This is a genomic window from Propionibacterium sp. oral taxon 192 str. F0372 (assembly GCF_000413315.1).
Lineage (GTDB): Bacteria > Actinomycetota > Actinomycetes > Propionibacteriales > Propionibacteriaceae > Brooklawnia.
The window spans coordinates 2131040-2156899 of record NZ_KE340297.1 but is presented as its reverse complement, the minus strand read 5'-3'; the positions used below and the strand labels follow the sequence as shown (position 1 = coordinate 2156899).

The following is a 25860-nucleotide window of genomic DNA, read 5'->3' as shown; positions in this document are numbered from 1 at the left end:
CGACCAAGGGCGTGCAGCGCTCACGCGCTATGCTGCGCGAACCGGGAAAGCGTGAACTCACTTTCCGGAGGCATGTACCTGTGGGCGCAGGTCACCGGTCGGCGGGTTCCACGAGTCGGCGCTGGCGTCGATCTGTTCCCCGGAGCGAATGTCTTTGACTTGGCCAGTAATTCCACCGAACCACACGAAGGGAATCCCCCGTCGGTCGGCGTGTTTGATTTGCTTTCCGTATTTCGCAGCATCCGGGGACACCTCGCAGGAAATTCCTCTGGCTCGCAGAGCTTTGGCGACGGCCATCGCATCACCGCGGGCCGTCGGGGCGTCAACAGCCACCAACACCGCCGAGGGCACCGGCCTGGTGGCGACGATTTCACCGCGCTGGATGAGCGGAGCCAGCAAACGGGTGAGGCCCAAGGAGATGCCGACCCCCGGATAGGTGCGCCTACCGTCACTGGCCAAAGAGTCGTAGCGCCCGCCCGAGGAAATCGATCCGAGGGATTCGTGCCCCACCAGTTCAGTCTCGTAGACGGTGCCGGTGTAGTAGTCCAGCCCACGGGCGATCTTGAGATCCGCAACCATCCGTCCCGGTACCTGGCGACGTGCTTCATTGAGCACCTCGGCGAGTTCATCGAGCCCCTCGTCGAGCATCTCCGAGTGCACCCCCAGCTTCCGCACCGCCGCGACGAATGAATCGTCGGGGGTGCAGATAGTGGCTAGTTCAACACACTTGCCCGCCACCTCATCGCTGAGTCCCAGTTCGGAGGTCAGCAACTCAGCCACCGCGGTAGGCCCAATCTTGTCGAATTTGTCGACGCGCTGCAGCACCTCAGCGGTGTCGGTAATGCCGAGCCCGCGATAGAAGCCTTCTGATAGCTTACGGTTGTTGACGTGCATCCGTGCCGGGGGCAATCCGAGTTCGGTGTGCATGGCCTCCAAAGCATCCAACATCACCAGCGGCGCCTCGACATCGTGGTGGGCTGCCAAGGTGTTCTCGCCAATGATGTCGATATCGGCTTGGGTGAATTCCCGGTAGCGCCCCTCCTGCGGGCGTTCCCCACGCCACACCTTCTGGATTTGATGACGCCGGAAGGGGAATGCGAGCCGCGCCGAGTTCTCCAACACGTAGCGGGCCAGCGGAACGGTAAGGTCAAAATGCAACCCCAGATCATCCCCGTGCTCATTCTCGACGGCGTGCAGTCGCCGGACGACATAAACCTCTTTGGTGATCTCACCCTTGCGGGTCAGCGAATCCATGGATTCCACGGCACGGGTCTCGATGCTGGCGAATCCGTGGAGTTCGAAGGTACTGCGCACGATATCGGTCACCCGCTGCTCGACGATGCGCTGAGCAGGAAGGAACTCGGGGAAGCCGGATAGGGGCTTGGGACGGGCCATCAGGCGAGCGCCTCCTTGTCGAGATACGGATTCGTGGCCAACTCATGGGCCATCGTCGTGGCTGGCCCATGCCCCGGAAGGATACTCGTCTGCGGGGAATAGGTCTCCACGATGCGCCGCAGTGAACCACGCATCGTCGCTAGATCTCCACCCGGTAGGTCGACGCGGCCCATCGATCCGGCGAATAGCACGTCACCGGTGAACACGATCGGGGTTCCATCAACCATGATGCGCAGGTTCACGCATCCCGGCGAGTGGCCAGGCAGGTGGAAAACCTCGAAATCGATACCGGCCTCGGTGAAACCCCGGCCATCGACGAGGTGACGCAGGTCATCGGGAGCGGGCAGGGTAAGGCTCCCCATCACCTGCGCGACGAGGGGCTCGCTCCCCGGTCCGAGACCCGCGGCAGGTGCGGTGAGCATGAACATGTCGTCGGGGTGCAAATACATCGGCACCCGATGCAAATTCGCGAGTGCAGCCGAATCACCAATGTGATCCAAGTGACCGTGGGTGGCTACCACTGCGGCCAAACGCAAGCCATGCTCCTGCAGCACGGAGGTGACGGCACCCGCCGCGGCGACACCACAGTCGATCACCACGGCAGGAGCATCGTCGCCTGTGGCGTTGGCAAGAATGTGGCAATTTGCCTGCCACGGTCCGGTGGGGAATGATGCGATGAACACAACAACCAGCCTATCGGGCAAGATAGGACCATGAGCGAAAGTGCAGGGCCCACTGAATTCGGTCGCGTCACCGACGATGGCACCGTCTACGTCTTCACCCCCGACGGCGAACGCAGGGTCGGACAAGTACCCGACGTCGATCCCTCCGATGCGATGGCGTTCTTCGTGCGACGCTTCCAGACGCTTGAGACGGAGGTGAACCTGCTCACCCAACGCATCGGCAATGGCTCCCTGTCACCGCAGGAGGCCGCCAAATCGATCGACCATCTCAAGACCTCGATCACCGAGGCCAATGCCGTCGGCGATCTGGCAGGGCTCATCACCAGACTTGAGGCACTCACTCCCGAGCTTCAGGCCGCCCAGGAGGCCCGCAGGGCCGAACGGATCGCACAAAACGAGGCGACCAAAGCCGCCAAAGAGCAGATGGTTGCTGAGGCAGAACGCATCGCAGCTGGTCGTGACTGGCGCGGCGGAGTGAACCGTTTCCGCGCGCTGCTTGAGGAGTGGAAGAAATTCCCCCGCATCGACAAAGCCACCGATGACGAACTGTGGCACCGCTTCTCCGCGGCTCGCACCACTTACACGCGCAACCGCAAGTCCCAGTTCGCTGCCGACAATGCGCGCCGCGAGCAGGCTCGCAGGGTGAAGGAGGAGATCATCTCCCGGGCCCGGGAGATCGCATCCTCCCAGGACTGGACTGCCACCGCAGCCGAGTTCCGGGAACTCATGGCCGAGTGGAAGGCAGCTGGTGGGGCTCCGCGTGATGTGGAAGACAAACTCTGGAAGGAGTTCCGGGGCCTCCAAGACCAATTCTTCGATGCCCGCTCCGCAGCCTTCAACGCCGAGGAGTCGAGCTATCGGGAAAACCTGACCGCTAAACAGGCCCTGCTGGACGAGGCCGAGAAAACCATCGTCCCAGTCACCGACATCAAAGCCTCCCGTGCCGCCTACCGGGACTTCCTGGCCAGGTACAACGAGCACGGGCGGGTGCCCCGGGACCAGATCCGTTCCCTGGAGAACCGGGTGCGAGCCCTGGAGAATGCCATCAAGGCGGCCGAGGAGGCCGAGTGGAAACGCACTGATCCCGAAGCCCGTAAACGTGCTCAGGACACAGTGGAGATGTTCGAGGCGCAGATCGCGAAGCTGACCGCCCAGGTGGAGGCGGCCGAGAAGACCGGTGACACCCGTAAGGCCACCAAGGCCAAGGAATCCATCGCCACTTACACCACGTGGATGGAGCAAGCCCGCAAGGCGCTCGACGAGTTCACCGATTGAATCTTCCCGCGCTCTGACTGCCTGGTCTCTCCTGCAGGGGCCGGGCAGTCAGGGCATACACGGTCACCAGGTGCGGTGCGTCAGTGTCACTGAGCGATGCGGTAGACGTCGTAGACTCCGGGAATGCGTCGCACCTGGGACAGCACCTCTTTGAGGTGTTTGGGATCGGAGCACTCGAAGGTGAGCCGGATCCGCCCAGTGCGATCCTTGGCCGTCGACACCGATGCCGCGGTGATCGAGACCCCCATCTCCGACAGAGCCTTGGTGAGTTCAGACAATAACCCCGTGCGATCCAGCGCCTCGACCTGCACCGAGACCAGGTAACCCACCCCGGTGGAGGAATCCCAGTCCACCCCGACGACGCGTTCCGGTTGAGTAGTCAACAAATTGGCGACATTTGGGCAGTCTTTACGGTGCACCGAGACCCCGTTCTCCCGGGTGATGAATCCCATGATGGGATCACCTGGCAAGGGAGTGCAGCACTTGGCGAGTTTGATCCACATATCGGAATCGCCGTCCACCACAACACCGACGTCCTTGGAGGCCGCAGAACGCCGTCTCGGGCGACGATTGATCCGTTCGTCTTCCAAGCCCTCGGACGCGGCCTCTTCCACCCCGCCGGTGACCTCGATAAGTTTCTGGACGATGGCCTGCGCCGAGACGTGGTTCTCCCCCACTGCCGCGTAGAGAGCATTGACATCGGGCAGACGAAAGGAATTGGCGACGGAGGTTAGATATTCGACGGTAAGCATCCGCTGCAGCGGAAGTCCGGAACGACGCAACTGGCGGGCCAGGGAATCCTTGCCCTCCTCGATCGCCTCCTCCCGGCGTTCCCGGGAGAAATGAGCCTTGATCTTGGAACGGGCCCGAGGCGACGCAACGAAACCGAGCCAGTCACGCGAGGGCCCGGCATCCTCGGCACGGGAGACCAGGATCTCGCACATGTCGCCGTTGTTGAGCTTGGTGTCCAACGGGACGAGCCTGCCATTTACCCGGGCACCAACGCACCTGTCCCCCACTTGGGTGTGGATAGCATAGGCAAGATCGACCGGGGTGGCACCAGTCGGCAGGGCCAGCACATCACCCTTGGGGGTGTAGACATACACCTCGGAGGTGTTCAACTCGAAACGCAGAGTGTCCAGGAACTCACCGGGATCATTAGTTTCCCGCTGCCATTGGTTGAGCTGGTACACCCACGTCAGATTGTTTGTCCCGTCGCCAGTGGTGGCACTCGGGTTCTCCTTGTACTTCCAGTGGGCCGCGACACCATACTCGGCCCGCTGGTGCATGTCGTGGGTACGGATCTGGAACTCGACTGGTCGGTTGCCAGGCCCGAGCACGGTAGTGTGCAACGACTGGTACATGTTGTATTTCGGCAGCGCGATGTAGTCCTTGAACCGGCCAGGCAACGGATTCCACCGGGTATGCAGCGCGCCAAGCGCACCGTAGCAGTCCCGGATCGAATCGACCAGAACGCGTAGACCCACGAGGTCGTAGATGTCGGAGAAGTCCCGGCCACGCACCACCATTTTCTGGTAGATGGAGTAGTAGTGCTTGGGCCGTCCGTAGACGGTGGCCTTAATCCCGGCACTGGCCAGGTCCTTCTTCGCTTGGTCGATCACCTCACGCAGCTGGCGTTCCCGCTGGGGGGCTGCATCCGCGACGAGGTGGACGATTTCTTCGTAGACCTTGGGTTGCAAGGTAGCGAAAGAGAGGTCTTCCAATTCCCACTTGATGGTGTTCATACCCAGCCGGTGGGCCAGCGGTGCGAAGATGTCGAGGGTGTCGCGGGCGATTCGTTCCTGCTTGTCGGGTCGCAAATAGGTGAGGGTTCGCATGTTGTGCAACCGATCGGCGAGCTTGACCACCAGCACCCGTACGTCGCGAGCAGTAGCTACGACTAGTTTGCGGATTGTCTCAGCCTTGGCGGATTCCCCGTACTGGAGTTTGTCGAGTTTTGTTACCCCATCGACGAGCAGCGCGATTTCCTCACCGAAATCGGTCTGCAACTGTTCCAAGGTGTAGGAAGTGTCCTCCACTGTGTCGTGGAGCAGGGCCGCGCACAGGGTCGAGGAGGTCATGCCCAGTTCGGCGAGAATCGTTGCAACCGCCAGCGGATGGGTGATGTAAGGCTCCCCCGATTTACGCTTCTGGCCACGGTGGTAATGCTCTGCGGTGTGGTATGCGCGCTCCAATTGGGTGAGATCAGACTTCGGGTGATTAGCCCGGACTACGGCGAACAGCGGGTCAAGGACGGCAGATTGCGGAGACCGGTTGGCTGCCCCGAACCAAGCGAAGCGCTGACGCATCCGCAGCCTGGGTTGCTCGGGGCCCGAACCGATGCGGTCCAAGGTCGCTGGCGGAGCCGATGATATCTGGGACCGGGGGCGAACGGGACCGTAGGGCCCGTAGACACTGTCATCGCTCATCGACGGTTCCCTCCCCTCGTGTCCGGCTACGAAATGCCCAGACTAGTCCGTAGTCGTCACCAAGGAGACCAGGTTCCGCAGTCCGGCTGTGGCCAAGTTCTCCCGTCCCAGAAGATCCGCCAATTCGACGACGACCTGCACCCCTGCGATTTCGGCACCTAATCTGGTAACAAGTTTCGCCCCAGCGATCAGCGTCCCCCCGGTGGCAAGCAGATCGTCGACCAGCAACACCCGATGCCCTTGGCCCAGGGCGTCGGTATGCATAGCGAGCACCGAGGAACCGTATTCGAGGTCGAAGGCCTCCTCAATCACTGCTCCGGGCAGTTTGCCGGGTTTGCGCACCGGGACGAAACCTACACCCAAGGCCATGGCCAGCGGCGCACCGAAAAGGAATCCACGCGATTCGATCCCGACAACCGCGTCGACGGCGGGAGCCTGTTCCGCCAGCAGTTCTACCGCAGTACGTAGTGCCTCAACATCACCCACCAGTGGCGTGATGTCCTTGAACTGGACGCCTGGCTTCGGAAAATCCGGAACGTTTCGGATTTTCGAGGCGATGAGGGAGGTTCTGGGATCCACGGTCATTTCTTCCTCGACGCGCGCGAACCCTTCGAGGGCTGATGGCGGGCACCGCTGCCGGGCGCCGGAAGGTTCTGCTCATCAGAAACGTCGATGTCCATCTCCTCGGATGCGAATTCGGTCACGCCCTCGGTGGGGCTGACCGACAACGGGACATCTGACGGGGATGCCGAGGAGGATGCCACGGCGACCGCACTCACCTTCGCCCTACCCTTGCGCCTAGTACGGTTCAGCCGCTCCCGATGGGCGATCATGGCAGGCTCACGTTCCCGCAACACCGCCAGCAGCGGAGTAGCAATGATAATCGACGAGTAGGCGCCAGCAGTCATGCCGACCAGCATGGCGAGCCCCAGATTCGCCAGCGGACCCTCCCCGCCGAGCACCACAAGGCCTGCGACCAAGATGGCAGCGACCGGCAGCACCGCGATGAGAGTGGTATTGATGGAGCGAACCAGCACTTGATTGATCGCCGCATTCGCAGCCTGGGAATAGGTGCGGGTCTGCTTGTTGAGGTTCACCGTCTGCTCGCGAAGGATGTCGAAGACCACGACGGTGTCGTAGAGCGAATAGCCCATCACCGTTAGCACGGCGATGACCGTCGCCGGGGAGACCGTGAAACCGATCAGCGAGTACACCCCGACGGTGATGATCATGTCGTGGAACAAGGCCAGCAGAGCCACCACCGACATTTTCCATTCACGGAAATAAGCCCAGATGAGCAGCCCGACCAGCACCATGAATACCACCAAGGCTATGACCGCCTGTTTGGTGATCTGCTTGCCCCAAGATGGGCCGATCAGTGAATAAGCAACATCCTCCGAGCTGATGCCAGCCTTCTCGGCGATGGCCGAGCGCACGGTGTTCACCTCGTCATTGTTTAGGGAGCGGGTCTGCACCCGCACTGCGGAGTCGCCGATGGTCGAAACCTGGGCATCGAGCTCGGAAACCCCGGTGCCCCCTACAACGGATGCGTAGTCATTCACCGTCGATTCGGTCACCTGCACCGGCGCCTGGAAGACCGATCCACCAACGAAATCGATGCCCAGGTTCAAACCTCGCAGCGTGATCGATGCGACGGCGATGAGCAGGGCGATCACCGTGATGGTGAACCAGCGCTTCTTGTTTCCGATGAAATCGAAGGCAAACTCACCGGTATAGAGCCGATGGGTGAATGACGAAGTCGTGGTGGCCATCTCAGCCCTCCTGCCCAACGGTGATCGGTGATTGACCCTTCTGGCGCCGGGTTCCTCCCCGGCGTCCCAGCAACGATGTCCGGGACACTCCGATGTGCTCTGCGGAGAAGCCGGACCACTTGTGACCTTCACCAAAGAATTTCGTGCGTCCCAGCAACGACATCAACGGATGGGTGAAGAAGACCACCAAAAACAGGTCGATGGCGGTGGTGACACCGAGGGTGAAGGCGAAGCCTTTCACCGAACCCATCGCCAAGAAGTAGAGCACCAGGGCAGCAAGCAACTGGACACCGTCGGCGATGAGTACCGTGTTACGAGCCTTACGCCAACCGGATTCGATCGAGTGGCGCAGCGAATGACCTTCGCGAATCTCGTCGCGGATTCTTTCGAAGTAAACGATGAACGAGTCGGCGGTCACACCGATCGCCACGATGGCACCGGCGATGCCTGGAAGGTTCAGGGCGAAACCGACGACGGTGCCCAACAAGACCATGACGGTATAGGTCACCGCAGCCGCTGCGAGCAGCGAACCGACGACCACCACGGTCAGGCCTCGGTAGTAGATGACCGAGTAGACGATGACCAAGCCCAGACCGATCAAACCGGCAGCCATACCGGCGGACAGCTGGTTTCCGCCCAGGGTGGCGGACACCGTGTCCACAGAGGAGACCTCTAAGTCGATCGGCAGTGCACCGTAACGCAGGGTAGACGCCAGGGAGCGGGCCGTCTGCTCGTTGATACCTTCGCCCGAGATGGAGGCCTGCCCTCCGGAAATCCGTTCCTCGACACGCGGCGCCGAAATGACCTCACCGTCCAAGACGATGGCGAACTGGTTCTGAGGTCGTTGCTTGGCAGCGAGCAGATTGGTGGCATCCGAGAAGATCTGGGCGCCAGCGTCATCAAGGGACAACTGCACCGACCAGTTCAACGAACCCTGGGGAATACCCGCCTGGGCATCCGAGACGTGCTCCCCCGACAGCACAACCGGACCGAGCAGGTATTTGATCTCTTGCTCCTGGTCGCAGGCAATCAGCGGCTGATCGGCGGCATCTGGGAAGTCATCCTTACAGACATAGCTTCCGAAATCAGCGAGATCCTGCTCGCTGGCCTGGTACTCGATCGCGGTGGCCGGATCGACCTCCTTGACATCGGAGCCCGTCGGACGCGGGGTCCACGATGAGGGAGGTGCCGTTGGCAGCTGGGGAGCCGGGCCACGCTGGGCGGTCGACGCCGGATCGGTTGGCTCGGCACTGGGCTCCTGGGTCTGGGAGGGAGCCGAGGTCGGTTCGGCAGACGGGCTGGACTGGGCACTCGGCGAAGTGGAGGGTTGGCTGCTAGCCGGAACACCCTGGTTGACGTTGATCACTGGGCGGAAATTGAGACGTGCCGTGGTGCCCACCAAAGCGACAAGTTCGTCGGAATTCACATTGGGAACGGCGACCTCTATCTGGTCGTTTCCTTGGATAGTCACCGAGGCCTCGCCCACCCCGAGGGAGTCGACACGGTTCTGGATGATGGTGCGGGCCGTCTCCAAGTTCTCGGCAGGCACATCGCTGCCGTCGCTGGTGACTGCAGTGAGGGTGATGGTGGTACCGCCCCGCAGGTCGAGGCCCAGACGCGGCGTCCAGGTTCCAGCGACGGCCATCAACACGACCAGCAAAGCAAGAACCGCGCCGAAACCGAGAAGGACTCGTCCCGGACGGTAGTCGGCGGCGTTGGTGTTCGAAGGCACGTTTCTCCTCAGGCGCGCTCGGTGTCGGAGTCGGCGGGCTTGTTGGTGCCCTTGGGTAGGTCGTAACCGGAACCGATCAATTCCTCGGCGACCTCCTGACCTGGCGTCTCGGCAGAATCATCCGATACAGCGGGCTCTGATACAGCAGCGATCTGCTCGTCATCGGCGAGGTCGGCATCACTCACCTGCTCGACCTCAACGGCTTCGGCATCGGTGTACTCGAATTCCTCGTCGGCTTCGGTGGCCACACGCATGATTGCTTCTTTCATGCAGGTGACCTCGACACCTGGGGCCAGTTCCACAACCACCTGGGTGTCACCGGTGGCCCGGATCGTGCCGAAGACCCGAGAGATGAGCAGGACCCTGGTACCGGGAGCCAGCTGGCTGAGCATCGAACGCTGCTCGTTCATCCGCTTCTGCTGCGGTCGGATCATCATCAGATACATGAGAAGGCCGAGCACGACCATCATCACGACAAATTCCATAGCACTTCCCTCGCCTCAGGTGTGCACCGGTCGGGGCACACCGTCCCGATACTACCCAGTGGAATGGCGATCGCCACTATTCATCATCCGCGCCGAACAAGGGTTGTCCGAATTCCACACCGGGTGGCGGTGCAAGACCGATGTGGCGCCAGCCAGCCGCGGTTGCCACCCGCCCCCGAGAGGTACGCATCAGAAATCCCAACCGCACCAAGAAAGGTTCAGCAATCTCCTCAACGGTCTGGGGTTCTTCTGCGACGGCGATGGCCAGGGTGGACAGTCCAACCGGACCTCCGCCAAATTTCGTGCAGATTGCATCTAGGACATTGCGGTCTAGACGGTCGAGTCCCAGCGTGTCGACCTCGTAGAGGTCCAGGGCACGATGGCTCGTGGCCAGATCGACCGTTCCCTCGTTGTGCACAACAGCGTAGTCACGGACCCTGCGCAGTAGACGATTGGCGATCCGGGGGGTTCCCCTGGATCGCCGGGCGATCTCGGCTGCGGATGCGAGATCAATCTCCAGGCCGAGTTTACGGGCCGAGCGCAACACGATCTTCTCCAGATCACCGGCGTCGTAGTAATCGAGTTGGGCGGTGAACCCGAATCGGTCCCGCAGCGGCCCGGGCAGCAGTCCGGCACGGGTGGTGGCCCCGACGAGGGTAAATGGTGGGATCTCGATGGGGATCGCGGTGGCTCCGGGCCCCTTGCCCACCACGACATCGACCCGGAAGTCCTCCATTGCCAGGTAGAGCATTTCTTCGGCGGGCCGGGACATCCGGTGAATTTCGTCGAGGAAGAGCACCTCCCCTTCGCTCAGCCCCGACAGGATCGCGGCCAGATCCCCAGCGTGTTGGATCGCGGGACCGGAGGTGACCCGCAACGGCACGGCCAGTTCGGTGGCGATGATCATCGCCAGGGTGGTTTTGCCTAACCCCGGGGGCCCGGACAGCAGGACGTGGTCGGGCGCGAAACCGCGATATCTGGCGGCTTCCAGTACCAAGCCGAGCTGGTCGACGACGCGGGGCTGACCCTCGAATTCGTCGAGCCGGACGGGACGAAGCGCCGACTGCCAGCTCTGCTCGTCGGGCGAGGACCAGGGATCGGTTGCGGGTGCGCTCACTGTGCTCCTCAGGATCGTGCGAGTGATTGCAGGGCGGCCTTCATGAGCTTACCCAGCGAGATCCCGGGGTCAGCCTCCGCCAGTTCCGCCACCTTCTCGCAGGCAGTTTCGGCATCCTTCGCTGACCATCCCAGGGATTGCAACCCTTGACTGACATGGTCGCGCCAGGCCGAGGGTTCCGCGGTGCGCCCGGCCGCGGGATCAGTGCCGGGTCCCACATCAAGGCCCGCCACTCGGTCGCGCAATTCGATGATGATCTTCTCGGCCCCTTTTTTCCCAATGCCCGGAACTTTGGTCAAAACGGCCTGATCGTTGCTCCGGACGGCCTGCACAAGTTGGGTGGGGGTGAGTACCGAGACAATGGCCAGGGCCAGTTTCGGGCCCACGCCGCTGGCTGACTGGACTAGCTCGAAAGCATCCCGTTCACCTTCGGATGTAAAACCGAACAGGGTCATTGAGTCTTCCCGCACCACCAAAGTGGTGTGCAGCAGGGTTTCCTCCCCGATCCGCAACCCAGCGGTGGTGTTCCCGGTCATCTGGATGCGGTATCCCACACCAGCGACATCAAGCACACACCAGTTGGCACCCGCCCCGACGACGACGCCACGCAGCAGGGCGATCATGCAGAAGACTCCTTCGACTTGGCGATGGCCTCAGCCATCCTGACAGCAGCAATCCGGTTACCGCCGCGGCTATGTGCAGCGACGGCTGCACTCAACCTGTTCGTCGCCTGACCTCGCCACAAGTGACAGATGGCCAGGGCGAGAGCGTCAGCCGCATCCGCCGGTTTCGGGGTCTCGCGAAGCCCCAGCACCCGGGTCACTAACTCCCCCACCTGGGCCTTATCGGCACGTCCGAACCCGGTGATCGCGGCCTTCACCTCGGAAGGGGTGTGCAAGGTAACCGGGATGGCCGACCTGGCTGCGATGAGCATCGCGATGCCTGCGGCCTGGGATGTACCCGTGATGGTGGCCAAGTTGTGCTGGGCAAAGACCCGCTCCACGGCAATCGCGTCAGGACGGATGCGTTCGATCCATTCGACGAGGCCCTGCTCAATGCGCAGCAACCGCAGTTCATGGGCCATATCCGAGGATGTGCGCACCACACCGGCGTCGACCATGCCAGGACGCCGTCCGATGGCACCTTCGACAACACCCACCCCGCACCGGGTCAAGCCGGGATCAATCCCGAGAACGCGCACCACACCACCCACCTGAAAAACGAACAGATGTTCGGATTCTAGGCGCGCGGCATTGTATCCCGCACCAGACGCGCCGTGGTTTTGCGGTGGTAGAGCTCACTCGGATTCGAGGGCCTCACGCACTTCAGGGGCCAGGTCGGCATTGGTGTAGACCGCTTGGACATCGTCAGAGTCCTCAAGCGCATCCACGATACGATCCAGCTTCTCGGCTTCCTCAACCGAGGAGATGATCTGGTCGAAGGTAGCAACGAAGGCGACCTCGGCGGAGTCATAATCGATGCCCGCAGCTTGGATTGCGGTGCGCACCGCGACTAGGTCATTCGGATCACAGGTCAACTCGAAGGTCTCGCCCTCGTCGGAGATATCCTCGACATTGGCCTCAATAGTTGCTTCGAGCAGTTCATCCTCGGTGATCTCCCGAGTCGAGGTCTTGCGAGCGCCGGTGTCGACCTCCTGTGTGCGGCCAACGGTGACAATACCCTTGCGTTCGAACAGCCGCTGCACCGAACCGCCGTCGGCAATGGTGCCGCCGTTGCGAGTGACAGCCACCCGCACTTCGCTGATCGCGCGATTGCGATTGTCGGTTAGCGATTCGATGAGGATCGCCACTCCGGCTGGCCCGTAGGCCTCATACATGATGGATTCGTAGTTGACCCCGTCGGAGCCCTCACCAGAACCGCGCTTGACTGCGCGGTCTATGTTGTCGTTGGGAACGGAGTTCTTCTTGGCCTTCTGAATGGCGTCGTAAAGCGTCGGATTGCCGGACGGATCGCCACCGCCCACTCGGGCGGCCACCTCAATATTCTTGATCAGCTTGGCGAACAGCTTGCCACGCTTGGCATCAATGGCCGCCTTCTTGTGCTTCGTAGTTGCCCACTTGGAGTGTCCTGACATGTCGATCCTCACTTCCCGTCTCGGCGCCAGCGCTTCAGCATAGTCCAGAGGACTTCAGTCCTCGAAGCTGCGCCCGAACAACACCATTCGTGCATCGAATTCGTAGCCGAGATCACCGAAGAGCCGTTCTGCCTGGTTCACCCGGTCAGTGTCCACCCCGATCCCGGCCCCGCTGCACCCCGCTTCCTGGAAAGAATTCATTGAGGCGGCCAGCAGGGCATGACCCAGACCCAGACCCCGGGCACCAGAAACCACACCGAATCTTTCCGTCCAACCGATTCGTTCCCCTGTATCAGGTTCCATGATCTCGGAGTTGATCGCATAGCCAATAACCCGGTTCTCCTCTCCTAGCCGCACCGCAATCCATGACCACTCGGGTCTACAGTCGGCCCGGGTGATTGAGGCCTGCCAGGATTCGGCATCCACGTCGTGGGCCCCAATCCTGGTGGAGAAGGCCAGATTGTGGGCCCTGCGCACCTCCTCGCACATCTCGGAAGCATACGGTCGCAATTCGATGCCGACGGGCGGGATGACCAACGGAAGATCGTCCTCCAGCCCACGGCGTCCGTCAAAGAACCACCGCTGAGCATCAAGCAATCCGGCTTCGATGATGTCATCGGCCACCCTTGATCCCTCATCAACGGCACACCCCACCCACATCGGGGCGACATCGTGGTCGGCGGCAATGTGGCGGTACCAGCGCCGAGCCCGCTCCACCGACCAATCCACCAAGCTGAGCCCGATGTGATGGTGCCGCCATGCTGGGTGCACCCCCATCTCCATCCATACATGTGGCCGGTGCTGAGTAGGCGGAGTGATGTGGTTCCAGGCATAGGCGACGATGGTGCCGCCCTTGTCCCGGCCAACCACCGCATGGTGGGTGGGATGAGCATGAGGTTGGTCGAAGTCGGCGACGAGGTCGTCGAGGCTCCGGGTGACCACCGGGGCATCGAAGTACTCGATGGCGGCACGTAGCTCGGCGAGTTCCACGAGATCGGTGCGATGGATGAACGACCATTCGAGGGAGCCTTCGACGATCGCTTCACCCCAGGCGGGCTGCAATTGGTCCACGAGTCATTCCTCAAGTATCGGTACCGGGACCGCGGCTGATTTCCAGCGCCTCGGCAAGCGTGAAATTACCCAGGTAGAGGGCGGTTCCAATGATGGCTCCCTCGACACCGATCGGGACGAGCCCCACCAGCAGCCGCAAATCCTCCAGACTGGAGATCCCCCCGGATGCCACCACCTTCGCGTCGGTTCGAGCACAGACCGCACCGAGCAGTTCGAGATTGGGACCGGTCAGCATGCCGTCAGATGCGACATCGGTGACCACGAACCGGGTGCATCCCGCAGCGGTCATCCGCTCGACGGTCCCGAAAACATCCCCGCCGCTGATGGTCCAGCCACGGGCAGCAAGCTGACCGTCGCGGACATCGAGCCCGATAGCCACCCGTTCCCCGTACTCGGCGAGAATCTCTTCGCACCACTCGGGGCTCTCCAGGGCCGCGGTACCGATGTTCACCCGCGTGGCACCGGTGGCCAAGGCACGTTCCAGAGAAACGGCGTCGCGAATGCCGCCGGACAACTCGACATCCATATCCACCCGATCAATCACCTCTGCAAGGATCCCGGCATTGGAGCCACGCCCGAATGCTGCGTCGAGATCCACCAGATGAAGCCATTGTGCTCCTTGTTCTTGCCAGCGCAGGGCGGCCTCCAGCGGATCCCCGAACTCCCGCTGGGAACCGACAACGCCCTGGACCAGTTGGACGGCCTTACCGTCTTGGACATCAACTGCCGGCAGAAGCACCAGCCGGTCTGCGATTGCAGTATTCATCGACACGCCCATGACCCTACTCGCCCTCGATCCACCGGCACAGGAATCGTGCCCCGGCATTGCCTGATTTCTCGGGATGGAACTGAGTTGTGGTCACATTGCGCCAACGCACTGCGGCCACGAACCGGTCCTGTTCATGGACTGTCCAAGCAACCAGAGCATCCTCGGGAACCGAGGGGCCTTCCTGCGCAGTCGCCTCATGCACCGCGTAGGAGTGCACGAAGTAGTACCGCTGATCATTTTCCAGCAGACCGAAGCCCTCGGGAACCTGTACCGTATTCCAGCCCATGTGGGGGAGCCGCCGCGCATCCAGCGATTCGACCACCCCGGGAAAAACACCGAAGCCAGCACGCCTGAAGCCATGCTCCACCCCGGCCGCAAAGAGCACCTGGTGGCCCACGCAGATGCCCAGAAGCCGCCGTCCCGAGTCGATCCAGTTCTCCAGCAGCTCGCCGGCGCCAATGGCCTCCAGCTGGCCCATACATGCCGCGAAGGCCCCCACCCCCGGAACCACGAGTCCAGCCGCGTCGGCGAAATCGGTGAGACCGGCGCCCAATACTACCTCGGCGCCGTTGACAGTCAGGGCTCGGGCAACTGAGTGCAAATTGCCCGAACCGTAGTCGAGCAGGCCGATGACCGGCCGAGAGGATCGCTGGTTCACAGAGCTCCCTTAGTGGAAGGAATGCCCTCAACCCGAGGATCAAACTCGACGGCGGCCCGCAAGGCACGCGCAAGGGCCTTGAATTGGGCCTCGACGATGTGGTGAGGTTCGCGCCCGGCGAGAACCGTCATATGCAGGCATATCCCAGCGTTGAAGGCCAGAGATTCCAGCACGTGGGCAGTCATGGAGGCCGCATAAAGCGGTTCGAGCCCACCAATGCGGGCATACTCCATTCCCGCTGGTTCCCCGCTGACCACTGCATAGGGGCGCCCAGCGAGATCGACCACGCAGCGGGCCAAGGCCTCGTCGAGAGGAATCGTGGCATCGCCGAAGCGGCGGATACCTCGCTTGTCGCCCAGCGCTTGGGCGATGGCCTGCCCTAATGCGATGGCAGTGTCCTCGATCGAATGGTGACCGTCGACGTGTACGTCGCCGGTGGTGGTGATTCCAAGATCAATCAGAGAATGCTTGGCCAGCGCAGTGAGCATGTGGTCATAGAAGCCAATGCCGGTGGAGATCGTGGACGCCCCGGTTCCATCAATGTCGATGCGCACCTCGACATCGGATTCGGAAGTCGTGCGGTGGATGTGTGCAGTGCGGGTCACCGGGATTCTCCGTTCTCTCGGTTCTGGATCAGCACTTCGGTGAGTGCCTGGCGAAAACTGTCCATCTGTTGTGGGGTGCCTGCCGAGACCCGCAGGAAGCCCTGAGGGCCCGTCTCGCGGATGAGCACTCCCCGGTCCAGGAGACCTTGCCAGATCCCGTGCCGGTTCTCGAAGGTGCCGAAGAGAGTGAAATTCGACTGTGACGGGACCACATCGAGACCCTTGGAACGTAGCCAGGATTGGATTGCCTGGTTCTGCTCACGCAGTTCCTCGACCCGGGCGAGCATCTCGGGGGCATGCGCCAGGGCAATCCTGGCGATCGCCTGGGTCTGGGCCGACAGGTGGTAGGGCAACCGCACGATGCGGCAGGCATCAACGACAGCCGGGGCTGCAGCCAGATAACCAACCCGGGCACCGGCCAGCGCGAAGGCCTTGGACATCGTCCGCGACACCACCAGCCGGGGATTGCGCGGCAGCAGGGCCAGGGCGGAATCCTCCGGCACCTCAGTGAACTCTTGGTATGCCTCGTCGACGACGACGATTGCCCGGGTGCGCTCCAGCGTCTCGGCGATCACCGATACTGGGGTGCTGGTGCCGGTCGGGTTGTTCGGGGTGCAGATCAGCACCACATCGGGATCGTGTTCCTCAATCGCGGCACAGATCGTCTCCACGTCCAAGCCGTAGTCGGGCCTGCGGGGTGCGGTGACGTAACCGGTGTGGGTGTTACGGGCGTATTCGGGATACATCGAATAGGTCGGAGGAAAGCACAGTAGTTTCCGGCCCGGGCCACCGAAGGCCTGCAACAGGTGGATCATCACCTCGTTTGAGCCGTTGGCTACCCAGATGTTCTCCGCTGCCAGGTTGAACCCCAAGTAGCGGGCCAGGTCTTGGCGCAATTGCCAGGCTTCCCGATCCGGGTAGCGATTAAGTTCGTCACCCGCTTGGTTGATCGCCTTGACAATGTCGGCCTTCACCCTCGCCGAGGGAGGGTAGGGGTTCTCGTTGACATTCAACGCCACCGCGACATCCAGTTGGGGGGCACCATAGGGCTCCTCCCCCACCAGTTCGGGGCGCAGCGGCAGATCGGCAAGACTCACATCGGCACCGGGGATCATCGGTTCTCCTTGAGACGGACCCGGATGGCGTTGGCGTGACCAGGCAGATTCTCGGCATCGGCAAAGGCCATCACCCGGTCACCGATCTCGGCAAGGCCCTGAGCATCGTACTGGATGATGTGGACCGATTTCATGAAGGAACGAACGGTCAGCCCCGAGGAATACCGGGCCGCACCGGAGGTGGGCAGTACGTGAGTGGAACCGGCCGAGTAATCCCCCAGCGGTACTGGGGAATACGGCCCGACGAAGATAGCTCCCGCATTGCGGATGCGTCTGGCTACCCCGAGGGCATCGGCGGTGTGGATCTCTAGGTGTTCGGCCGCGTAGGCGTTGGCAACCTCGATTCCGGTCTCCAGGTCGGGTACCAGCACGATCGCCGACTGCTCCCCGCCCAGCGAGATGCGCAGCCGATCGGCGGTGGCCAGCGCCGGAAGTTGCTCGGTTACCTGAGCCCGGACATCGGCAGCAAGCTGCGCAGAGGTGGTGATCAGTACGGAACCGGCCATCGGGTCATGTTCGGCTTGGGAGATGAGGTCGGCTGCGATGAAAGCGGGATCGGCCGTGTCGTCCGCGAGGATGGCGATCTCTGTGGGACCTGCCTCCGAATCAATGCCGACAACGCCCCTGAGGTAGCGCTTGGCGGCAACGACGTAGATGTTGCCGGGGCCGGTCACCAGATCCACCCGGGGACACAGCCCGGGAATACCGTGGGCGAACATGGCTACCGCTTGAGCGCCACCCACTGCAAATACCTCCTTGACACCCAGCAGTTCGCAGACCGCCAGGATGACCGGGTGGGGCAGGCCACCTGATTCGGCCTGGGGTGGGGTGGCCACGGCCAAGGAATCGACGCCGGCGACCTGGGCAGGGATGACGTTCATGATGACCGAGGAGGCCAGCGGGGCCAGACCACCGGGCACGTAGAGTCCAACCCGGCTGACCGGAATGATCGAATTGCCAACCGTCGCACCAGGGGCCAACTCCACAAGACGCCAAGCCTGCTCCACCTCAACGGTCTCGGCGACGCGACGTCGCCGCTCAATGGCCACCTCAAGGGCGGCCTGAACGGTCGGGTCCAAGCTGGCCAATGCATCGGCCATTGCTTGTCTAGGCACCCTGAAGTGCTCAGGCACCACCCCGTCGAACTGTTCGGAGAAGCGTTCCAGGGCAGCAATCCCCTCGTCGCGGACGGCATCGCACACGCAAGCCACCACCTCGACCGCGTGGTCCACGTCAAACGTTCCGCGCGGAAGCACGGAAGTCAGGTCGGATGGCCGGTCGGTTGTCAGGTCGATTTCGCGCAACACATCTGGAGTCTAGGCGGGAAGTACTCGTGACGGGGACCCATGACCAGTCATCGGTCAGGAAACCAGAATCAGACCGTCGATGCTGTGCATCCGGCACAACAACCGGGCTACCGTTGGCCCAGGTGAACAAGAGGAGCCCAGATGGCCGGAACACCAGCCCTGAGAGTGCTCGATAAGGCGAAGGTGCCCTACCGGGTGCACATCTATGAGCACGATCCCTCGAACCGGCATTTCGGGGAGGAGACTGCGGCGACGCTCGGCATCGCCGCAGAACGCATCTTCAAAACCCTGATCGCCGAATTGGTCGGCGCGACATCCGCGACGGCCTGCGCGGTGGTGCCGGTGTCCGGGCAGCTGGATCTGAAGGCCTTGGCCTCGGCCACCGGTGCGAAGAAGGCGGCCATGATCGACCCGGTGGTCGCACAACGACTCACCGGCTACGTGGTGGGTGGTATATCGCCTCTGGGCCAGAAGAAACCGATGCCGGTCTGCATCGACACCTCCGCGCAACAGTGGTCGGCCATCCTGGTATCAGGAGGCAGGCGGGGTCTATCGATCGAGATGTCCCCGACGGAACTGGCCAGAATCCTGGGCGCTTCCTTTGCCAGGCTTGGCCGCCCGGGAACGCCTCGGTAGCCACCTACCGAGCAATTCCCGCGACAACAGCGTGTAACAGGTGGTCGCAGCGAGGGCGCCGATGCACCACGTGAGAACCGCGGAACGGGCACGCAGGGCAAAATCGACCGGTACCCGGTCCCCCGGCTGCGCGGCAACCGCCCGGGCAGCGAAGTCGCCGGGGCCCATAATGACCCCTATTGCCCAGCACAGCAGCGCAGCGGCCAGCGCACCGACGGCTCCGATCAGCACCTTCTGCCAGCCCACTTCACTCCACAGCTTCCAGGCGAGAATCCCCAGTAGTGCCCCAAGCAACACCCCAATCAATGAGTAGACAGCGTCAATGGCGAAAACCTGCCCTTGGGCCCGCTCGGTCATCTGCAAGGAAGAGTCGTCGGCGGTCAGGAAGGTGGGCAAGGTGACGACCAGATGCCACAAGATTCCTGCGAGCACTCCGATGCCCACCACCGCGAGGGCGAACAGCAGTGTGCGTGGGATGGGCAATGGTGGTTGTCTGGTCATCACAACGAGCCTAGACCGCCAGGCAGCTCGGCCCCAATAAGGCCTTGAGATCCGCGATGAAGGGCTGGGATACAGCGACCCGCAGTTTTTCGTCCAATTCGAAGGTGGTGACACGTGATTCATCAAGCAATCTGAGGTGCACCATGGTGAGCCCGGGATGAGCCTGCAGCACTTGCTTGAGACGCTCGACGATCACCGGGGTGCAACGCATCGATTTGAGCTGAATGGTCACCAGCCGGGTGTGGTCGGCTGATACATCAAGGGCGTCCACTTGGTCGGCATGAAGTTCGACGCTGTCTTCCCGGACGTTGACCCGCCCCTTGATCCGCACCACGGAGTCCGGGGTGAGTTCGGTGGAGATCCGCTCGTAGACCTTCGGAAAAACGGAGACTTGGATGGAAGCGTCGAGGTCCTCCACCACCAGCGAGGCCCAGAAATCACCTTTCTTTGTTGCCCGCCGGTTCACTTGGGTGATCAACCCGCACAGCTGTTGGGTGGACCCGTTGGAACTCTCCCCCCGCTCCAGCAACCCGGCAATGGTCGTGGTGCGTTCGGCAGACAGCACATGTTCCAATCCGTTCAGCGGGTGATCGGAGACGTAGAGTCCCAGCATCTCGCGCTCAAAACCCAGCCGAGTGTGTTTATCCCATTCATCGAGTGTGGGAAGCGCCTCGGCGGTAGTCTGAGCTGATTCGGGATCGGCCCCGAATCCGCCGAGCAGCGAATCTTGCCCATGCTCGGCATTGCGTTTGACCTCGACGACCTGGTCGATAGCGTTCTCGTGGATCTCCACCAGGCCACGACGCGGGTGGCCCATGGAGTCGAAGGCCCCGGCCTTCACCAGCGATTCGATGACTCGCTTGTTGCAGACCACCAGCGGCACATTCGCCAAGAAGTCATGGAAGTCGCTGAAGTGCCCATGCTCCTCACGTGCGGCAATCAGGGCCTCCACGATGTTCTCCCCGACGTTGCGCACAGCCCCCAGCCCGAAACGGATAGCGTCGCCGACGGCGGAGTACTTGGCCAAAGACTCATTGACGTCGGGAGCGAGTACCCGGATTCCCATGCGACGACACTCGGACAGGTAGACCGCAGACTTGTCCTTCTCGTTGCGTACCGATTGGAGCAAGGCCGCCATGTACTCAACCGGATGATTGGCCTTCAGCCATGCGGTCTGGTAGCTGACCAGTCCATAAGCGGCCGAATGGGATTTGTTGAAGGCGTAGTCGGAGAAGGGAACCAGGATGTCCCACACTGTCTGGAAGGCCTCTTGAGAGTAGCCTCGCCTGAGCATTCCGTCGCGGAAGACCTCGTATTGGGCATCGAGTTCCTTCTTTTTCTTCTTGCCCATCACCCGGCGCAGCAGATCTGCTGCGCCCAGGGTATACCCGGCCAGCTTCTGGGCGATCGTCATGACCTGTTCCTGGTAGACGATTAGGCCGTAAGTCTCGTCGAGGATGTCAGCCAGCGGCTCGGCCAATTCGGGATGGATCGGTTCAATCTTCTCCCTCCCGGTCTTGCGGCGGGCGTATTTGTTGTGGGAATCAGCACCCATCGGTCCGGGGCGGTAGAGAGCCGAGACCGCAGAAATATCTTCGAATTTATCTGGTTGCATGGAGCGCAACAGGGCCCGCATCGGCCCGCCGTCAAGCTGGAAAACTCCCAGAGTGTCACCCCGCTGCATCAACTGGAAGGTAGCCGGATCATCCAGGGGGATGGCATCGATGTCCACGTCGACGCCGGTATTGCGTTTGATGTTCTTCAACGCATCGTCGATGACGGTGAGATTGCGCAGCCCCAGGAAGTCCATCTTGACCAGGCCGAGAGCCTCGGCCTTCGGGTATTCGAACTGGGTGATGATCGCCCCGTCCTGTTCCCTTTTCATGATCGGGATGACATCGGTGAGCGGCACCTTCGAGACGATGACCCCGCAGGCATGCACGCCCCACTGCCGCTTCAGGCCCTCGATGCCCTTGGCGGTGTCGACCACCTGGGCCACCTCAGAGTCGGCCTCGTACAGCTCCCGGAATTCCTTGCCCTCGTCGTAGCGTGCGTGGTCCGGATTGAACAGCTGGGAGAGCGGCACGTCTTTGCCCATGATGGCCGGGGGCATCGCCTTGGTGATCTTCTCGCCGACCGCGAAGGGCTTGTCGAGTACCCGGGCAGAGTCCTTCACCGCCTGCTTGGCCTTGATAGTGCCGAAGGTAACGATCTGGGCGACGTGGTCCTTGCCGTAGCGCTCGGTGACGTAGTCGAGAACTTCGCCGCGACGAGATTCGTCGAAATCGACGTCGAAGTCGGGCAGAGATGGGCGTTCCGGATTCAGGAATCGCTCGAACAGCAGCCCGTAAGGCAGCGGATCAAGATCGGTAATGCCCATCGCGTAGGCAATGATCGAGCCCGCACCCGAGCCGCGGCCCGGCCCCACCCGGATACCGTTACGTTTGGCCCACATGATGTAGTCCGAGACGATGAGGAAATACCCCGGGTAGCCCTTACCCAAGATGATGTCCATCTCGAAATCGGCACGTTCGCGCACCTCTCGCGGCAGCGGACTGCCAAAACGACGGATCAGGCCCTCCTCGGCCTCGTGGCGGAACCAGGATTCCTCGGTGTGTCCTTCGGGAACCGGGAAGATCGGCATGAAGGTACCATTCCCAGGCTCGAAGGTGGTCTCGCACCGTTCCGCGATCATCAGGGTGTTGTCGCAGGCCTCCTCGTAGTTGGAGAAGAGGGTACGCATCTCCTCCGGGGACTTGAGGTAGTAGCCGGTGCCGTCAAATTTGAATCGGTTCGCATCCGAAAACCGGGACCCGGAGGACACGCACAGCAGGATGTCCTGGGCACGGGCGTCCTCTGCGTGGACGTAATGCAGATCGTTGGTGGCCACCAGGGGTGCGCCCAGCTTCTTGGCCAGTCGCAGCAGGTCGGAGCGGACATCGGTCTCAATCCGCAGGCCGTGGTCCATCAACTCGACGAAAAAGTTCTGCTTGCCGAAGATCGACTGGAACTCCGCCGCCGATTCGACGGCCTTGTCGAACATGCCGAGCCGCAGATAGGTCTGTACTTCCCCCGAAGGGCATCCGGTGGTGGCGATGAGCCCCTCGTGGTATTCCTCGAGCAGTTCGCGATCGGCCCGGGGCTTGTAGAAGTGGCCTTCCAAGGAGGAGCGGGAGGCCAATTTGAACAGTTGGTGCATGCCCTCGCGGGTTTCCGACCAGATGGTCATGTGGGTGTAGGCGCCCTTGGCTGCGACATCGTCGCCGGTACCGTCTCCAAAGCGCACCCGCTTGCGTTCCCAGCGCGGGGTGCCTGGGGTGAGATAGGCCTCGAGCCCGATGATCGGCTTGACCTCGTGCTTCATCGCCGAGGTGTAGAAGTCGTAGGCACCGAACATGTTGCCGTGATCGGTGATGCCCAAAGCAGGCATTCCCATCTTCTTCGCCGCCTGAACGAGGTCGTCAACCCGTGCGGCCCCGTCGAGCATCGAGTAGTCGGTGTGGTTGTGCAGATGCACGAACCCCTTGCCCATTGCCTCCGCCTTCCGTCAACTGCCCGCATCACACTACCCTCCCGCCCTGGCATCCGCGGTGTGCGCACCGCGGTCACCGGTTCGCCGATGGTTCCCGGCCGGTGACATGATGCGACTCGTGAGTTTTTCCATTCGCAATGCGACCCTGGTCGGGATGGTCGCCATCATCCTGTGGTCCTCAATGGTGGCCTTGGTCCGCTCGACGACGGAAGCTTTCGGTCCGACCCAGGCCGCAGCATTGATTTACACCATCGCGGCGGCAGGTCTGTGGATCATCCGCCGCCCCCGCGGGTTACGCCGGTTCCCGGTGCGTTACCTGCTCATCGGTGGGTTGCTGTTCATCTCCTATGAGATCTGTCTGACCTTGGCTGTTGGCCTGGCCAGCGACGCCACCCAGGCCATCGAGGTGTCGGTGGTCAACTATTTGTGGCCAACCTCGGTGGTGTTGTTTTCGCTGCATGCGAACCGTGGCCGAGACGCGAACTGGCTGGTGGTGCCTGGAGTGCTCATCGCGACGATCGGAGTCACCTGGGCGGTGAGCGGCGGGAAGATTCTTGATCCCGGGGCTGTGGCGAGCCATGTCTCAGATAATCCGGTCCCCTATCTGCTCGCCTTCACCGGGGCCGTCGTCTGGGGCATATACAGCGTCCACACTCCGCGCATGGCGGCCGGCCATGACGGGATCACTCTGTTCTTCACGGGTGTGGCCCTCAGCTACTGGGGTATCCATCTGGTGCATGGTATCCACCAGCAGGTGACCGTCACCGCAGGGCAGATCTTGGTGCTCATCGCCGCAGGGTCGGTTATGGCCAGCGGCTATGCCTGCTGGAACATCGGTATCCTGCATGGCAACGTCACCGCGCTGGCGGTCGGTTCCTATGCAACCCCAGTGCTGTCTGCGATGTTCTCGGCGGTGGTATTGCGCGCCGATCTACCCGGTTCCTTCTGGTGGGCAGTGGGCTTCGTGGCCCTGGGGTCGGCTCTGTCCTGGCTGGGCACCCGCAGTTCGTCGGTGCGTGCGATCGGGCACCGGACACATTGACCCCATGCAGGTCAGGCGTGCTTGCGCAGTGGCGGCATCTGGTTCCAGCACTCCCCCAAGTCGGTGTTCAGGGATTGTGTTTCGGTATCTGGATTGGATTCCCGCAAGGCGAGCATCGGATCCCATGGTGCGCCGAAGACGAAGGACATCCGCGACGGGAGATCCACCACGTAGCCGCGGTCTTGCATGCAGGGAGCGAACTGGGCGTCGATGAGGGTGTACTCGTACCACTTTTCCGTGGCGCTGAGCTGGTCGCCCATGTCCCCGCGCACCGGGTAGGCTCCGGTGCACTCGAAGGAAGCCTGATCCGCATCGCGGGCCTGTTCGGCGGTCAGGGTTGCCGGATTCACTTCACCGGGCGCAGCCACCCCATGTTCTTGCAGGCAGGTGGCATGCACCTGCTCGAAATCCTCGGGGTTGATCCACCGGATGATCTGTGATTCCCCGGACACCTCCGGGTGGGAGTGCCGCACGACCTCCAGTTGTTCGGTCAACCGGTCCAGGTGTGCTTGGGTTGGGCGGTAGTACTCGATGGGTGCCAGCACCGTGGGGCCAGAGCCCTTCCAGGCTAGCCCGATGAAATGTGCCCCGGATAAACCAATGAGCACCGCGAGTGCCCGGATGACGATGGCCTTTACCATTGTTTTCTCCCCTCATGCCATCACACGTGGCGTGGTTCGGTCATGGCGGCGGACCACGGGGGCCGGTGGGTGACACCGGATTTCTCCACTGCTCGTGTTAATCATCGCACATTGGCCGACTAGTCACACCAACCGAGTGCTCACGTGACCGTACGACCCCGGCCGACAATAGACGGGGCCGCACGGCACACTCAACTGGCAGCAACGATGGGTTCACCCTCGCTGGGCTGAACCACCACGAATCCCGGGCCCTGGAAGCCCAGTTGGAAGGATTCGCCTGATCCCCGGCCGATGAGCGAGCCCATCTTGAAGGTCGATTTGATCTGGGGCTGCAGATTCGCAGACCAACAGATGGCCGCCTGCGGATCGACGAAGGTGGGCTGTTGCGAGCAGTCGAGCAGCATCGGCGGGCCGTCGGAGGAGATCGCTGCGGTCCCCTGCCCTTGCACCAGCAGGTTGAACAGGCCACCAGCCAAGATCCCAGCCCCTCCCATGGAGCGGATCTCGTAGGAGAGACTCGCATCGAAGGCCAGCAGGGATCGGGTATTGATGGTGATGGCATCTCCTTCGAGTTCCAACAGGAAGATGTCGTGAGCTGCCCGGGCGAAGAACACCTCTCCCTGGCCCGTGGCCCGCATGAGGTTCCCGCCCTCGCCAGTAACGGCTTTCTTCAGGAAACCGGTCACCGAACCGGAACCTTGGTAGTGGAAATCGACATTGCCCTGGTAGGCCACCATGGCTCCTTGTGCGGCCAACACCTCGGGGCCCAGCACTACCCTGAGCATCTTGTGGGATTGAAGGGTCCAGCGTTGAGTGGTCTGCTGTTCCTGGTGCACCTGGTCAAAGATCGCAGAGCGCATACTTCCTCACATCCTGTCGTGAAATCGTGAACTCAGCCTAATGCCCCGCCGGTGCATGACCGAAGCACCCGGGCAAGTATCTGCTGCGACTGGTGATGCGTCCGGGTGCTGTCTGGGAACCTTCCTGCCATGTCAGGAGG

General features: G+C 62.1%; 23 protein-coding genes and 1 pseudogene. 3 read left to right on the top strand and 21 right to left on the bottom strand.

Annotated elements, in window-relative coordinates:
- Window positions 1–57 precede the first annotated feature (57 nt).
- Window positions 58–1395 (bottom strand): histidine--tRNA ligase, encoded by a 1338-nt coding sequence (hisS, locus tag HMPREF1531_RS10060; RefSeq protein WP_016669847.1) that lies wholly within the window; start codon window positions 1393–1395, stop codon window positions 58–60.
- Window positions 1395–2078, bottom strand: coding sequence for an MBL fold metallo-hydrolase (locus tag HMPREF1531_RS10055; protein WP_016669846.1), 684 nt, complete (start codon window positions 2076–2078; stop codon window positions 1395–1397). Before HMPREF1531_RS10055 ends, hisS begins: the two co-directional genes overlap by 1 nt.
- On the opposite strand from HMPREF1531_RS10055, the pseudogene HMPREF1531_RS10050 reads away from it, so the two are divergent.
- Window positions 2071–3353: pseudogene (locus HMPREF1531_RS10050) on the top strand (DUF349 domain-containing protein). The gene HMPREF1531_RS10055 and the pseudogene HMPREF1531_RS10050 sit on opposite strands and share 8 nt — an antisense overlap.
- Before the next feature lie 86 nt (window positions 3354–3439).
- Here HMPREF1531_RS10050 and HMPREF1531_RS10045 read toward each other — a convergent pair.
- From HMPREF1531_RS10045 to hisD, 15 genes are all read right to left on the bottom strand, one after another.
- Window positions 3440–5782, bottom strand: coding sequence for a RelA/SpoT family protein (locus HMPREF1531_RS10045; RefSeq protein ID WP_016669844.1), 2343 nt, complete (start codon window positions 5780–5782; stop codon window positions 3440–3442).
- Between the two features lie 42 nt (window positions 5783–5824).
- Entirely contained in the window at window positions 5825–6367 is a 543-nt protein-coding gene (locus tag HMPREF1531_RS10040; RefSeq protein ID WP_016669843.1) for an adenine phosphoribosyltransferase, read from the bottom strand.
- Entirely contained in the window at window positions 6364–7554 is a 1191-nt protein-coding gene (secF, locus tag HMPREF1531_RS10035) for a protein translocase subunit SecF (RefSeq protein WP_016669842.1), read from the bottom strand. The genes HMPREF1531_RS10040 and secF overlap by 4 nt, the downstream gene beginning before the upstream one ends.
- Window position 7555: 1 nt before the next feature.
- Window positions 7556–9199, bottom strand: a complete 1644-nt coding sequence (gene secD / locus HMPREF1531_RS10030; protein ID WP_156860318.1) for a protein translocase subunit SecD — start codon at window positions 9197–9199, stop codon at window positions 7556–7558.
- 95 nt (window positions 9200–9294) lie between these two features.
- Entirely contained in the window at window positions 9295–9771 is a 477-nt protein-coding gene (gene yajC, locus HMPREF1531_RS13040; protein ID WP_016669840.1) for a preprotein translocase subunit YajC, read from the bottom strand.
- A 76-nt stretch (window positions 9772–9847) separates the two neighbouring features.
- Entirely contained in the window at window positions 9848–10888 is a 1041-nt protein-coding gene (gene ruvB, locus HMPREF1531_RS10020; protein WP_016669839.1) for a Holliday junction branch migration DNA helicase RuvB, read from the bottom strand.
- Window positions 10889–10896: 8 nt separating this feature from the next.
- A complete protein-coding gene (gene ruvA / locus HMPREF1531_RS10015) occupies window positions 10897–11511 on the bottom strand; it encodes a Holliday junction branch migration protein RuvA (RefSeq protein ID WP_016669838.1) in 615 nt (204 codons plus the stop codon).
- The gene (gene ruvC / locus HMPREF1531_RS10010; RefSeq protein WP_016669837.1) at window positions 11508–12089 is read right to left on the bottom strand and encodes a crossover junction endodeoxyribonuclease RuvC; all 582 of its coding nucleotides are present in this window, start codon (window positions 12087–12089) and stop codon (window positions 11508–11510) included. The genes ruvA and ruvC overlap by 4 nt, the downstream gene beginning before the upstream one ends.
- 96 nt (window positions 12090–12185) lie before the next feature.
- Complete coding sequence (locus tag HMPREF1531_RS10005) at window positions 12186–12983, bottom strand: YebC/PmpR family DNA-binding transcriptional regulator (protein WP_016669836.1); 798 nt, start codon at window positions 12981–12983, stop codon at window positions 12186–12188.
- 54 nt (window positions 12984–13037) lie between these two features.
- The gene (locus HMPREF1531_RS10000) at window positions 13038–14054 is read right to left on the bottom strand and encodes a GNAT family N-acetyltransferase (protein WP_016669835.1); all 1017 of its coding nucleotides are present in this window, start codon (window positions 14052–14054) and stop codon (window positions 13038–13040) included.
- Window positions 14055–14064: 10 nt separating this feature from the next.
- Entirely contained in the window at window positions 14065–14808 is a 744-nt protein-coding gene (gene priA / locus HMPREF1531_RS09995) for a bifunctional 1-(5-phosphoribosyl)-5-((5-phosphoribosylamino)methylideneamino)imidazole-4-carboxamide isomerase/phosphoribosylanthranilate isomerase PriA (RefSeq protein WP_156860317.1), read from the bottom strand.
- 28 nt (window positions 14809–14836) lie between these two features.
- The gene (gene hisH, locus HMPREF1531_RS09990; protein WP_016669833.1) at window positions 14837–15481 is read right to left on the bottom strand and encodes an imidazole glycerol phosphate synthase subunit HisH; all 645 of its coding nucleotides are present in this window, start codon (window positions 15479–15481) and stop codon (window positions 14837–14839) included.
- Window positions 15478–16086, bottom strand: a complete 609-nt coding sequence (gene hisB, locus HMPREF1531_RS09985) for an imidazoleglycerol-phosphate dehydratase HisB (protein ID WP_016669832.1) — start codon at window positions 16084–16086, stop codon at window positions 15478–15480. The genes hisH and hisB overlap by 4 nt, the downstream gene beginning before the upstream one ends.
- Entirely contained in the window at window positions 16083–17201 is a 1119-nt protein-coding gene (locus HMPREF1531_RS09980; protein ID WP_016669831.1) for a histidinol-phosphate transaminase, read from the bottom strand. Before HMPREF1531_RS09980 ends, hisB begins: the two co-directional genes overlap by 4 nt.
- Entirely contained in the window at window positions 17198–18508 is a 1311-nt protein-coding gene (hisD, locus tag HMPREF1531_RS09975) for a histidinol dehydrogenase (RefSeq protein ID WP_016669830.1), read from the bottom strand. Before hisD ends, HMPREF1531_RS09980 begins: the two co-directional genes overlap by 4 nt.
- A 141-nt stretch (window positions 18509–18649) precedes the next feature.
- On the opposite strand from hisD, the gene ybaK reads away from it, so the two are divergent.
- Entirely contained in the window at window positions 18650–19144 is a 495-nt protein-coding gene (gene ybaK, locus HMPREF1531_RS09970; protein ID WP_016669829.1) for a Cys-tRNA(Pro) deacylase, read from the top strand.
- Here the strand turns inward: ybaK and HMPREF1531_RS09965 are convergent.
- Both HMPREF1531_RS09965 and dnaE read right to left on the bottom strand, forming a co-directional pair.
- Window positions 19058–19645 carry a hypothetical protein gene (locus tag HMPREF1531_RS09965; RefSeq protein ID WP_016669828.1) on the bottom strand — a complete coding sequence of 196 codons (588 nt, stop codon included), beginning with the start codon at window positions 19643–19645 and terminating at the stop codon, window positions 19058–19060. The two genes, ybaK and HMPREF1531_RS09965, sit on opposite strands and share 87 nt — an antisense overlap.
- Window positions 19646–19655: 10 nt before the next feature.
- Window positions 19656–23177, bottom strand: a complete 3522-nt coding sequence (gene dnaE, locus HMPREF1531_RS09960; protein ID WP_016669827.1) for a DNA polymerase III subunit alpha — start codon at window positions 23175–23177, stop codon at window positions 19656–19658.
- Between the two features lie 118 nt (window positions 23178–23295).
- Here dnaE and yddG point away from each other — a divergent pair, with 118 nt between their 5' ends.
- The gene (gene yddG, locus HMPREF1531_RS09955; protein WP_198011037.1) at window positions 23296–24219 is read left to right on the top strand and encodes an aromatic amino acid DMT transporter YddG; all 924 of its coding nucleotides are present in this window, start codon (window positions 23296–23298) and stop codon (window positions 24217–24219) included.
- Window positions 24220–24230: 11 nt separating this feature from the next.
- On the opposite strand, the gene HMPREF1531_RS09950 is transcribed toward yddG, so the two are convergent.
- Entirely contained in the window at window positions 24231–24860 is a 630-nt protein-coding gene (locus tag HMPREF1531_RS09950; RefSeq protein WP_016669825.1) for a hypothetical protein, read from the bottom strand.
- A gap of 191 nt (window positions 24861–25051) precedes the next feature.
- Window positions 25052–25720: an AIM24 family protein gene (locus HMPREF1531_RS09945; RefSeq protein WP_016669824.1), complete on the bottom strand. Its 669-nt coding sequence runs from the start codon at window positions 25718–25720 to the stop codon at window positions 25052–25054.
- Window positions 25721–25860: the final 140 nt, after the last annotated feature.

Coding starts and splice junctions, on each gene's coding strand:
- HMPREF1531_RS10040 (WP_016669843.1), bottom strand. CDS start 6,367: ATGACCGTGGATCCCAGAACCTCCCTCATCGCCTCGAAAATCCGAAAC.
- hisS (WP_016669847.1), bottom strand. CDS start 1,395: ATGGCCCGTCCCAAGCCCCTATCCGGCTTCCCCGAGTTCCTTCCTGCT.
- HMPREF1531_RS09965 (WP_016669828.1), bottom strand. CDS start 19,645: ATGACCAGACAACCACCATTGCCCATCCCACGCACACTGCTGTTCGCC.
- HMPREF1531_RS10005 (WP_016669836.1), bottom strand. CDS start 12,983: ATGTCAGGACACTCCAAGTGGGCAACTACGAAGCACAAGAAGGCGGCC.
- yajC (WP_016669840.1), bottom strand. CDS start 9,771: ATGGAATTTGTCGTGATGATGGTCGTGCTCGGCCTTCTCATGTATCTG.
- ruvA (WP_016669838.1), bottom strand. CDS start 11,511: ATGATCGCCCTGCTGCGTGGCGTCGTCGTCGGGGCGGGTGCCAACTGG.
- HMPREF1531_RS09950 (WP_016669825.1), bottom strand. CDS start 24,860: ATGGTAAAGGCCATCGTCATCCGGGCACTCGCGGTGCTCATTGGTTTA.
- HMPREF1531_RS09980 (WP_016669831.1), bottom strand. CDS start 17,201: ATGATCCCCGGTGCCGATGTGAGTCTTGCCGATCTGCCGCTGCGCCCC.
- HMPREF1531_RS09945 (WP_016669824.1), bottom strand. CDS start 25,720: ATGCGCTCTGCGATCTTTGACCAGGTGCACCAGGAACAGCAGACCACT.
- secD (WP_156860318.1), bottom strand. CDS start 9,199: ATGGCCGTCGCTGGAACCTGGACGCCGCGTCTGGGCCTCGACCTGCGG.
- HMPREF1531_RS10045 (WP_016669844.1), bottom strand. CDS start 5,782: ATGAGCGATGACAGTGTCTACGGGCCCTACGGTCCCGTTCGCCCCCGG.
- ybaK (WP_016669829.1), top strand. CDS start 18,650: ATGGCCGGAACACCAGCCCTGAGAGTGCTCGATAAGGCGAAGGTGCCC.
- secF (WP_016669842.1), bottom strand. CDS start 7,554: ATGGCCACCACGACTTCGTCATTCACCCATCGGCTCTATACCGGTGAG.
- dnaE (WP_016669827.1), bottom strand. CDS start 23,177: ATGGGCAAGGGGTTCGTGCATCTGCACAACCACACCGACTACTCGATG.